Source organism: Amycolatopsis tucumanensis (assembly GCF_021654135.1).
GTDB classification, from domain to species: Bacteria; Actinomycetota; Actinomycetes; order Mycobacteriales; family Pseudonocardiaceae; genus Amycolatopsis_E; species Amycolatopsis_E tucumanensis.
In genome coordinates this window covers 1-9595 of the sequence record NZ_JAKGSD010000106.1, presented here as the reverse complement: position 1 = coordinate 9595, position 9595 = coordinate 1, and the positions used below count along the sequence as shown (strand labels likewise).

The 9595-nt window shown below is 70.6% G+C and carries 14 protein-coding genes; 8 read left to right on the top strand and 6 right to left on the bottom strand.

Going from position 1 to position 9595, the window contains the following annotated elements; genetic code table 11:
• Both L2C96_RS43560 and L2C96_RS43555 read right to left on the bottom strand, forming a co-directional pair.
• Positions 1-213: hypothetical protein (locus tag L2C96_RS43560; protein WP_237340245.1), on the bottom strand; the 213-nt coding region annotated here is incomplete at its 3' end.
• A 164-nt stretch (positions 214-377) separates the two neighbouring features.
• Positions 378-1310 (bottom strand): alpha/beta hydrolase, encoded by a 933-nt coding sequence (locus L2C96_RS43555; RefSeq protein WP_237340244.1) that lies wholly within the window; start codon positions 1308-1310, stop codon positions 378-380.
• Between the two features lie 73 nt (positions 1311-1383).
• Between L2C96_RS43555 and L2C96_RS43550 the strand changes: the two genes are divergently transcribed.
• The gene (locus tag L2C96_RS43550) at positions 1384-2286 is read left to right on the top strand and encodes an LLM class flavin-dependent oxidoreductase (RefSeq protein WP_237340243.1); all 903 of its coding nucleotides are present in this window, start codon (positions 1384-1386) and stop codon (positions 2284-2286) included.
• 3 nt (positions 2287-2289) lie between these two features.
• Here L2C96_RS43550 and fdhD read toward each other — a convergent pair whose 3' ends face one another.
• Positions 2290-3126 (bottom strand): formate dehydrogenase accessory sulfurtransferase FdhD, encoded by an 837-nt coding sequence (gene fdhD / locus L2C96_RS43545; RefSeq protein WP_237340242.1) that lies wholly within the window; start codon positions 3124-3126, stop codon positions 2290-2292.
• Positions 3127-3225: 99 nt separating this feature from the next.
• Here fdhD and L2C96_RS43540 point away from each other — a divergent pair, with 99 nt between their 5' ends.
• On the top strand, positions 3226-4584 hold the full coding sequence (locus tag L2C96_RS43540; protein ID WP_237340241.1) for an L-lactate MFS transporter: 1359 nt from the start codon (positions 3226-3228) through the stop codon (positions 4582-4584).
• Positions 4581-4715: an MFS transporter small subunit gene (locus L2C96_RS44910; RefSeq protein ID WP_272884099.1), complete on the top strand. Its 135-nt coding sequence runs from the start codon at positions 4581-4583 to the stop codon at positions 4713-4715. The genes L2C96_RS43540 and L2C96_RS44910 overlap by 4 nt, the downstream gene beginning before the upstream one ends.
• Here the strand turns inward: L2C96_RS44910 and L2C96_RS43535 are convergent.
• On the bottom strand, positions 4712-5422 hold the full coding sequence (locus L2C96_RS43535) for an SDR family oxidoreductase (RefSeq protein WP_237340240.1): 711 nt from the start codon (positions 5420-5422) through the stop codon (positions 4712-4714). The genes L2C96_RS44910 and L2C96_RS43535 overlap by 4 nt on opposite strands.
• Positions 5423-5515: 93 nt before the next feature.
• Here L2C96_RS43535 and L2C96_RS43530 point away from each other — a divergent pair, with 93 nt between their 5' ends.
• On the top strand, positions 5516-5932 hold the full coding sequence (locus tag L2C96_RS43530) for a MarR family winged helix-turn-helix transcriptional regulator (protein ID WP_237340239.1): 417 nt from the start codon (positions 5516-5518) through the stop codon (positions 5930-5932).
• A 27-nt stretch (positions 5933-5959) separates the two neighbouring features.
• On the opposite strand, the gene L2C96_RS43525 is transcribed toward L2C96_RS43530, so the two are convergent.
• Complete coding sequence (locus L2C96_RS43525) at positions 5960-6628, bottom strand: GntR family transcriptional regulator (RefSeq protein WP_237340238.1); 669 nt, start codon at positions 6626-6628, stop codon at positions 5960-5962.
• Positions 6629-6694: 66 nt separating this feature from the next.
• Here L2C96_RS43525 and L2C96_RS43520 point away from each other — a divergent pair, with 66 nt between their 5' ends.
• Positions 6695-7114 carry a VOC family protein gene (locus L2C96_RS43520; protein WP_237340237.1) on the top strand — a complete coding sequence of 140 codons (420 nt, stop codon included), beginning with the start codon at positions 6695-6697 and terminating at the stop codon, positions 7112-7114.
• The gene (locus L2C96_RS43515; protein ID WP_237340236.1) at positions 7111-7866 is read left to right on the top strand and encodes an SDR family NAD(P)-dependent oxidoreductase; all 756 of its coding nucleotides are present in this window, start codon (positions 7111-7113) and stop codon (positions 7864-7866) included. Before L2C96_RS43520 ends, L2C96_RS43515 begins: the two co-directional genes overlap by 4 nt.
• Here L2C96_RS43515 and L2C96_RS43510 read toward each other — a convergent pair.
• Complete coding sequence (locus L2C96_RS43510) at positions 7851-8324, bottom strand: MarR family winged helix-turn-helix transcriptional regulator (protein ID WP_020420767.1); 474 nt, start codon at positions 8322-8324, stop codon at positions 7851-7853. The two genes, L2C96_RS43515 and L2C96_RS43510, sit on opposite strands and share 16 nt — an antisense overlap.
• Positions 8325-8418: 94 nt before the next feature.
• On the opposite strand from L2C96_RS43510, the gene L2C96_RS43505 reads away from it, so the two are divergent.
• Positions 8419-8976: a YceI family protein gene (locus L2C96_RS43505; RefSeq protein ID WP_020420768.1), complete on the top strand. Its 558-nt coding sequence runs from the start codon at positions 8419-8421 to the stop codon at positions 8974-8976.
• 70 nt (positions 8977-9046) lie between these two features.
• On the top strand, positions 9047-9544 hold the full coding sequence (locus L2C96_RS43500; protein ID WP_237340235.1) for a VOC family protein: 498 nt from the start codon (positions 9047-9049) through the stop codon (positions 9542-9544).
• The last annotated feature ends 51 nt before the right edge of the window (positions 9545-9595 follow it).

Below are 9595 nucleotides of genomic sequence, written 5' to 3'. Positions count from 1 at the left end.
CCTGCTCGGCGACTGAAACACAATCAGGGAGAGGGGGCGGGGGTGGTCGGAAGGTGACCTTTCGAGCGCCGCAAGGCGCACCGCCCGCAGGGCGGACTCCCCGCCGCGCGACAGCGCGGCTCTAAAGATCAAAAGAGTCCTCGCCGGACGGGCAGGCTCCGGGATGACAGAAAAGCACTCCACCTCACCTTGGGTGGGTGGCTGGGTGGTCATCCCGTCGCCTTCCGGTTTGTGCATATCACCTTGAGCCAGGGCCGCAAGGTTGGCATTGTCGGCCGCCGGACCCAGCGAGGGTTGCGGCCCTGGCTCAAGGTGATCGTCCAGTTCCAGGCGACGGGATGACCACCCAGCTCGGGTTTTGTGCAAAGACTTTTGCGCTACGCGCCGGGGTGGTGGCGGCCTAGGAAGCTCACCATGCTGGGCACCACCGTGCGGTTGAACGAGTCGCCGTGCTTGCCTCGTGCCGTGTAGCCGATTTCGGGTTTCACCGCCGCGATGAAGCGCCGGGCGCCGTGGATGAACGCGTCTTCCGTGCCGCACCACAGGGCGGTCGGAATGCCCGTCGTCGCCTCCAGGTGGCGTAGCGGGTCCATCGATGCCCAGTCGGCTTCGTCGCGGAAGGCGCGTCGCTTCGCCATCTCCGTCCACGACAGCATGAGCGCCGGCGCCAGCAGGGCCAGCGCACCCACCGGCTGGCGGCGCTCCGCCCGGCGGCGGGCGTACAGCAGCGCCCCGAAACCGCCCATCGACATGCCGGTGCAGGCGAACGGCACCCCGTCCACGCCGCCGAGGCCGCGTTCCCGCAGCCACTGCGGCACCTCCTCCAGCAGCATGCCCATCGGATCGTCGCCGGGGACGTTTTCGTGCCAGTAGTTGTCGCCGCCGTCGACCGCCACGAAACCGTACGGCTGGACCCGCTTGCGGGCGACCTGGCTGGCCAGCTCGGCGAGCGTCCCGGTCGGCGCCGCCGTCCGCGCCCGCCCGTGCAGGCCGTGCAGCAGCAGCGACACCGGCAGGTTCCGCGGCGGCGACTTCGACGGCAGCAGGATCACCAGGTCGACCATCCGGTTCCGGTACCGCGACCACACCCGCTCGACCTTCGCGACCCCGATCTGCGACGCGGGCGACGACGACGCCACACCCAGCGCCCGCTGCAGCGCCTCGCTCACCGGCAGCACACCGGTCGCCGTCCCCGCGGCGACCGCGGCGATCCCCAGGCCCGAGGCTCCGGCGATCAGCACCGAGCGGCGGCTGGGCCGCCTGCGCGGTTCAGTCGCTTCGTCCTCGTCCACCTGGCCTCCCGGCGCCATTGAACATCAGTCCCGTAACCCATGTCGTGGGAAGTTCCGCAACCGATACACCGACGGGACTAATGTCGTGCCCATGCGGTTCGCGATCTCCATTCCCCAGTTCGTGGCCGACGGAACGTTCGACCCCGCCGCCTTCCGCTCGTACGTGCGGCGCGCCGAGGAGCTCGGCTTCGAAAGCGGCTGGACCCAGGAGCAGGTCCTCGGCACGGCCCCGCACCTCTCGGCGAACGAGACCATGGCGTACGCGTTCGCCTGCACCGAGCGCCTGCGCCTCGGCTGCGCGGTGTACGTCACCCCGCTGCACATCCCGGCGCACCTGGCCAAGAGCCTCGCCACGCTCGACCAGCTCAGCCGCGGCCGCCTGGAGGTCGGCGTCGGCAGCGGCGGCCGCAACCGGCCGTTCGCCGCGTTCGGCCTCGACGGCGAGGCGCACGTCGCCCGGTTCACTGAGGGGATCCGCCTGGTCAAGGCCCTGTGGACCGAGGACGTGGTCGACTTCGACGGCCGCTTCTGGCAGCTCGATGGCGCCTCGATGCAGCCGAAGCCGTTCCAGAAGCCCGGCCCGCCGCTGTGGTTCGGCGGCAGCCACCCGAACGCGCTCAAGCGGGCCGTGAAGCACGGAGACGGGTTCTTCGGTGCGGGCTCCTCGACCACCGCGGCCTTCGCCGAGCAGGTCAAGACGCTGCGCGAGGTGCTGGCTGACGCCGGGCGCGACGACTTCCAGGTCGCCAAGCGCGTCTACATCGCCGTCGACGACGACGGGGACGTCGCCCGCCGCCGCGCCGCCGACGGTCTCGCCGAGATCTACGGCAAACGCGGCCTGGAGGCGGTCGCGGTGGCCGGCACGCCCGACGAGTGCGTCGCCGGAGTGCAGGAGGTCGCCGCCGCGGGCGCCGAGCTGATCCTGTTCACCCCGTTCGCCGACCAGGCCGAGCAGATGGAACGCCTCGCCGCCGAGGTCATGCCCCGGATCTGACGCTCACACCCCGGCCGGCTCCAGCACGCGCTGGTCGCCGGTGTAGAGGTTCATGCTGGTGCCGCGCAGGAAACCGACCAGCGTCATGCCGTTCTCCTCGGCCAGCTCCACCGCCAGCGACGACGGTGCGGACACGGCCGCGAGGAACGGGACCCCGGCCATCGCGGCCTTCTGCACCAGCTCGAACGACGCCCGCCCGGACACCAGCAGCCCGCAGTCCGACAGCGGCACCCGGCCCTCCAGCAGCGCCCAGCCCAGCACCTTGTCGACCGCGTTGTGCCTGCCTACGTCCTCCCGCACGGCCAACAGCGACCCGTCCGCCCGGAACAACCCGGCCGCGTGCAGGCCGCCGGTGCTGGCGAACACGCGTTGCTGCTTGCGCAGCGTGTCCGGGAGCCCCGCGAGCACCTCCGTGCTCACGGCGAAAGTCGACTCCCCGGGCGCGAAGCGGGTCTTGAGCTTCACCGCGTCGAGCGCCGCCTTGCCGCACACGCCGCACGAGGACGTCGTGTAGAAGTTGCGCTCCACACCCGTCTCCGGCGGCGCCACGCCCTCGGCCAGGGTGAGGTCCAGGACGTTGTAGGTGTTGCGCCCCTGGTCGTCGACGCCGTCGCAGTACCGGGCCGTGAACACGTCGTCTTTCGACGCGATGACACCCTCGGACAGCAGGAAGCCGTGCGCCAGCTCGACGTCGTGCCCGGGCGTGCGCATGGTGACGGCCAGGGACTTGCCGCCGACCCGCAGCTCCAGCGGCTCTTCGGCCGCCAGCAGGTCGGCGCGCCGCGTCTGCCCGCCCTCGGTCAGCTTCCGCACCGGTCGTCGCACCGTCACGCGCCCCATCGGGCACTCCATTCCGCTCATCGACGACAAGACCTTGCCGTGCCGTCGTACATCTAGTAAGAAATTGCAGGCTCAATCACCAGCGTAGGGGAGCCCGCCGTGGCCGTCACATTCCTCGACCGTTCGCACAGCATCGCGCCTCCGGACTGGAGCCGGTGGCTGATCCCGCCGGCGGCCCTGTCGGTGCACCTCGCGATCGGGCAGGCGTACGCGTGGAGCGTGTTCAAACCGCCGCTGGAGAAGGCGCTGGGCCTGTCCGGCACGCTGAGCGCGCTGCCGTTCCAGCTCGGCATCGTCATGCTCGGGCTGTCCGCGGCCTTCGGCGGCACCCTGGTCGAGCGCAACGGGCCGCGGTGGGCGATGTTCGTGTCGATGACCTGCTTTTCCACCGGGTTTGTAGTGTCCGCGCTCGGCGCGTTCACCTCCCAGTACTGGCTGGTGGTGCTCGGCTACGGCCTCATCGGCGGCGTCGGGCTCGGCATCGGCTACATCTCGCCGGTGTCGACGCTGATCAAGTGGTTCCCGGACCGGCCGGGCATGGCGACCGGCATCGCGATCATGGGCTTCGGCGGCGGGGCGCTGATCGCCTCGCCGTGGTCGAGCCAGATGCTCGAGTCGTTCGGGTCGACACCCAGCGGCATCGGCACCTCGTTCCTGATCCACGGCGTCGTCTACGCGGTGTTCATGTCGCTCGGGGTGTTCCTGGTGCGGGTGCCCGCCGAGGGCTGGAAGCCGAAGGGCTGGGAGCCGGCGGCCGCGAAGGCCCGGTCGATGATCACCACGGCGAACGTGTCGGCCGCCAACGCCATCAAGACGCCCCAGTTCTGGTGCCTGTGGGTCGTGCTGTGCTTCAACGTGACCGCGGGCATCGGCATCCTGGAGAAGGCGTCGCCGATGATCACCGACTTCTTCCGCGGCACCTCGGTCCCGGTCGGCGCGACCGCGGCGGCCGGGTTCGTGGCGCTGCTGTCGCTGACCAACATGCTCGGCCGGTTCGTCTGGTCGTCCACTTCGGACTTCATCGGCCGGAAGAACATCTACCGCATGTACCTCGGCGTCGGCGCGCTGCTGTACCTGGTGATCGCGCTCGTCGGCAATTCGTCCAAAGTGGTCTTCATCCTCGCGGCGATGGTGATCCTGTCCTTCTACGGCGCGGGGTTCGCCACGATCCCGGCGTACCTGAAGGACATGTTCGGCACCTACCAGGTCGGCGCGATCCACGGCCGTCTGCTGACCGCGTGGTCGGCCGCCGGTGTGCTCGGCCCGCTGATCGTCAACGCGATCGCCGACAGCCAGAAGCGCGCGGGCAAGCAGGGCCCGGACCTCTACACCACGTCGTTCTACATCATGATCGCGCTGCTGGTGATCGGGTTCATCGCCAACGAGCTGGTGCGCCCGGTGAGCGCGAAGTACCACGAACCGGAGAGCGCGGACGCCGCGCGCGAGGAGGCGAAATGAGCACGCCGGAGCAGGCCCCCGCGCGCCGTCGGGTCTGGTTGATGACGCTGGCCTGGCTGTGGGTGGGCGTGCCGTTCCTCTACGGCCTCTACGAACTGATCCTCAAGGTCGTCAAGCTGTTCGGCGGCTAGAACAGCCCGCCGCCGGCGTGGATCGACTGCCCGGTGATCCACCCGCCGTCGGCGGAGGCGAGGAACGCCACGATCGACGCGATGTCCGACGGCTCGCCGAGGCGCCCCAGCGGCGTTTGGGCCGTGGTCGCCGCGAGGCGTTCGGCGCTCATTCCCGCTTCGAGCGCGTCGCTGCGGGTGGCGCCGGGCAGCACGCTGTTGGCGGTGATCCCGCGCGGCCCCAGTTCCTTCGCCGCGGCGCGCACGAGCTGCTCGGCAGCCGCCTTGCTGGCCGCGTACACGCCGCTGTCCGGTCGTGCCGTGATCGTGGCGCCGCTGGAGATCACGATGATCCGGCCGCCGTCCCGCAGCCTCTTCGCGGCCTCGCGCAGGGCGACGAACGTGGAGCGGGTGTTGGTGGCGAAGACCCGCTCGAAGTCCTCGTCGCTCGCCTCGGCGAGCGGGGCGAACCGGGCGATCCCGGCGTTGCCGACCAGGATGTCGAGACCGCCGAAGGCCGACTCGACGGCGTCGAACAGCGCCACGACCTGCGCCGGGTCCGCGACATCGGCCTGGACCGCCACGGCCTGCCCGCCCGCGTTTGCGATGGTGCTGACCACCTTGGCCGCCGCGTCCGCGTCGGTGCGGTAGTTGACCACCACCCGGGCGCCCTCCGCGCCCAGCCGCTCGGCGATGCCCCGCCCGATGCCCCGCGATCCGCCCGTCACGAGGGCGACCCTGTCCGTCAGCACTGTTCTTCCAGATGATCGATAGTCGAGATACTCGACTAATTGGTGGAGGATGTCAACTATGCTGGGGGCATGGAGGGTTTGGCCGCGGCGGTCGCCGCGCTGCACCGCGAAGCGGCGGTGCTCTACGCGGGAATCGCCCGCGACTTCGACCTGACCAGCCAGCAGACCCAGGTGCTGTGCGGTCTGGCGCGGCGCCCGTCGTTCGGCGAGCTGGCGGCGCTGCTGGGCTGCGACAAGACGAACGTGACCGGGATGGTCGACCGGCTGGAGAAGCGCGGCCTGCTCGCGCGCGAGACCGACGCCAAGGACCGGCGCGTCAGCCGCGTCGTGCTGACCCCCGCGGGCGAGGAGCTGCGCGAACGGATCCGGCAGCGGTTCGCGGAACTGGTGGGGGAGCGGTTCAGTGCCCTGACGGACGAGGAACGCGCCCGGTACGCGAGCCTGGTCGAGGTTCTCGGCGGGCCGGTTCGGGCAAGCTCTCGCTGAGCCGCCGGCGAGCCTGGGCTGGACTTCTCAGTGGTGCAGCTCGCGCAGGCTTTCGATCAATCCCCGGCTCGCCGAGCGCACGTGTTCCTCCGCCAGGTCGCCCAGTCCCTCGACCCGCCCCGCCCGCAGCAGCGTCGCCAGCTCGCGGTGCTCGTCCACCACGCGCGTGCGGTAGTGCTCGTGCGACAGCCGCACCCGGTGGGCCTGGAACATGTGCACCTGCGACCGCACGGCTTCCCACGCGCTGGTCAGCCTGCCGTTGCCCGCCATGGCGTACACGCAGTCGTGGAACTCGATGTCCAGCGCCACCAGCCGGTCGCCGTCCGCCGGGCCGCGTGCCTCCCGCTCCATCGCCGCCACCAGCCGGTCGAGCTCGTCGAACTGCCCGGCTCGGCCCCGCTCGGCGGCGGTCAGCGTCGCCAGCCGGTCCAGCGCCGCGCGCACCTCGTAGACCTCGGTGATGTCGGTCTCGCTCAGCTCGATGATCCGCGTGCCCCGGTGCCACTCGCTGTGCACCAGCCCCTCGCGCTCCAGGATCGCCAGCCCCTCGCGCACCGACCCGCGGCTGACCTGTAGCGACCCGGCCAGCTCGACCTCGCGCAGGGCGCTGCCGGGCGCGAACCGGCCGGACAGGATCTCGTCGCGGATGCGGTCGGCGGCCTCTTCGGCCAGACCACGCCGCCGGGCGGGCTGCATGTCCTAATGTTGACATTACGACATCGGTCGGGTCAAGCTGGAGCCACCGACGATGAAGGAGGCACCATGACCCGCCCCGCGTTCCACCTCGCGATCCCGGTCGACGACATCGGCCGCGCCCGGGAGTTCTACGGCGGGGTGCTCGGGCTGTCCGAAGGCCGCTCCGACACCAAGTGGGTGGACTGGAACTTCCACGGCCACCAGGTGGTCACCCACGTGGTCGAGGGCGCGCGCAACGAGGCGGGTCGCAACCCGGTCGACGGCCATGACGTCCCGGTGCCGCACTTCGGCCTGGTCCTGACCGTCGAGGCCTTCCACGAACTCGCCGGCCGTCTCAAGGACGCCGGCACACAGTTCGTCATCGAGCCCTACCAGCGCTTCGCGGGCGAGCCGGGGGAGCAGTGGACCATGTTCCTGCACGACCCGGCCGGCAACGCGCTGGAGTTCAAGGCCTTCCGCGACGAGTCCCAGCTGTTCGCCAAATGAGCCGCGGCGTCCTCGTCACCGGCGCGTCGGCGGGCCTCGGCCGCGCGATCGCCACGGCCTTCGCCGAGCGCGGCGACCGTGTCGCGGTGCACTACAACTCCAACCAGGCCGCGGCGGAAGCCACCCTGGCGGCGCTGCCCGGCGACGGCCACGCCCTGGTGCAGGGCGACATCCGGGAGGCCCAGCGCATCGCCGACGCTGCCGAAGCCGCCCTCGGCGGGGTCGACGTCCTGGTCAACAACGCCGCCGTGGTGACCACCAGTGAGACCGCGCACCCGCTCGCCGAGACGACCTTCGAGCACTGGCGGGAGGTCTGGCGGCAGTCGGTCGAGGTGAACCTCCTCGGCGCGGCCGACGTCACGTTCTGCGTCGCCCGGCACATGATCGACCGCGGCGCGCGCGGGCGCGTGGTCAACGTCGGCTCGCGCGGCGCCTTCCGCGGCGAGCCGGACCACCCCGCGTACGGCGCGACCAAGGCGGCGCTGCACTCGCTGGGCCAGTCGCTCGCGGTGCACCTCGCGCCGCATGGCATCGCGGTGAGCACGGTCGCGCCCGGGTTCATCGCGACCGAGCGGGTCGCGGACTGGCTGAGCGGCGAAAGGGGCGACGCGCTGCGGGCCCAGTCCCCGTTCGGCCGGGTCGCGGAGCCGCCGGAGATCGCCGCCGCGGTGGTCTACCTCGCCTCCGCCGAGGCCGAGTGGGCCTCCGGCGCCATCCTCGACCTCAACGGCGCCTCCTACCTGCGGTCCTGAGGACAGTCCTCCGGGCGGACCACGCGCAGGATCTGCTCGGAGATCGCCCGGAGGGCGTCCACCTGGTCCCGCGTGAGCACGTCGAACACCAGCTCGCGCACCGTGTCGACGTGGTGCGGCGCGGCCTGCTCGATCGCCTCCCGGCCCTCGCGCGTCAGCACGATGAACGCGCCGCGCGCGTCGTCCGGGCACTCCTCGCGCGCCACCAGCCCGCGCTTCTGCATGCGCCGCAGGTGGTGCGACAGCCGGCTCTTCTCCCAGTCCAGCGCCCTGGCCAGCTCGAACACCCGGACCCGGCCCTCCGGCGTGTCCGTGAGCTGGACGAGCACCTCGAAGTCGGGCAGCGACAGCTGGGAGTCCGCCTGCATCCGGCGGCCCAGCGCGGCGTTGAGGTGGCTCTGCATCTTCACGTACGCGCGCCACGCCTGCTGTTCACCGTCATCGAGCCATCGGGTCATGCCATCGAGTATAGCGGGAATAGTTGACGCGTCATCCAAGTTGTGCCACTGTGTCGATGACACATCAACCAGACCTTCGCGGGAGGAACCCGAAATGACCACCCAGACCAGCTACGCGAACCTGACCGGCGAGTACACCCTGGACCCGACCCACACCCGGATCGGCTTCGTCGCCCGCCACGCGATGGTCACCAAGGTGCGCGGCGCGTTCAACGAGTTCACCGGCACCGCCCACATCGACGGTGACGACCCGGCCAAGTCGTCGGTGACGGTCGCCATCAAGGCGAACAGCATCGACACCCGCAACGCCGACCGCGACGCCCACCTGCGCAGCAACGACTTCCTGTCGATGGACGAGCACCCGGAGATCACCTTCGTCTCCACCTCGATCCAGCAGACCGGGGACGCGAGCTTCGACGTCACCGGCGACCTGACGATCAAGGGCATCACGAAGTCCGTCACGGTCCCGTTCGAGTTCGAGGGCACCGCCCAGGACCCGTTCGGCAACACCCGGGTCGGCTTCGAGGGCAAGACCACCATCAACCGCAAGGACTTCGGGGTCACCTGGAACGCGGCGCTGGAGACCGGCGGCGTCCTGGTGAGCGACAAGGTCACCCTCGAGTTCGAGGTCTCCGCGATCAAGGCCGCCTGACGCGGATGCCGGTGGTGCCCGGCGGGTACGCCGGGCACACCACCTCCGCCACCGGAAAGGAACGCCAGCCATGACCTCCGTCGACCTCGACGCGGTCCGCCAGGAGCGCGACCGCATCCGCGACGCACACCTCAAGCCCGCGGGGGAGCGGCCCGCCTCGTCCGCCCGCGGCCTCCACCACACGGCGCTGATCAGCAGCGACGTCGAGCGGACCGTCCGCTTTTACCAGGACGTCCTGGAGTTCCCGCTCACCGAGCTGATCGAGAACCGCGACTACCCCGGGTCGTCGCACTTCTTCTTCGACATCGGCAACGGCAACCTGCTCGCGTTCTTCGACTTCCCGGGCCTGGACGTGGGCCCGTACGCCGAGGTGCTCGGCGGGCTGCACCACATCGCCATCTCGGTCGAACCCGAGCGGTGGCGGCGGCTGGTCGGCAAGCTCGCCGAGGCCGGCGTGGAGCACGCGGTGCACAGCGACGTCTCGGTCTACTTTCGCGACCCCGACGGCGCCCGCATCGAGCTCATCGCCGACCCGCTCGGCGAGATGTACGGCAACACCGTCCTCTAGATGAGTAAGTCCTAACCCTGGGTGGTGTGTGGAGATGGGTGAAGGGTGTTC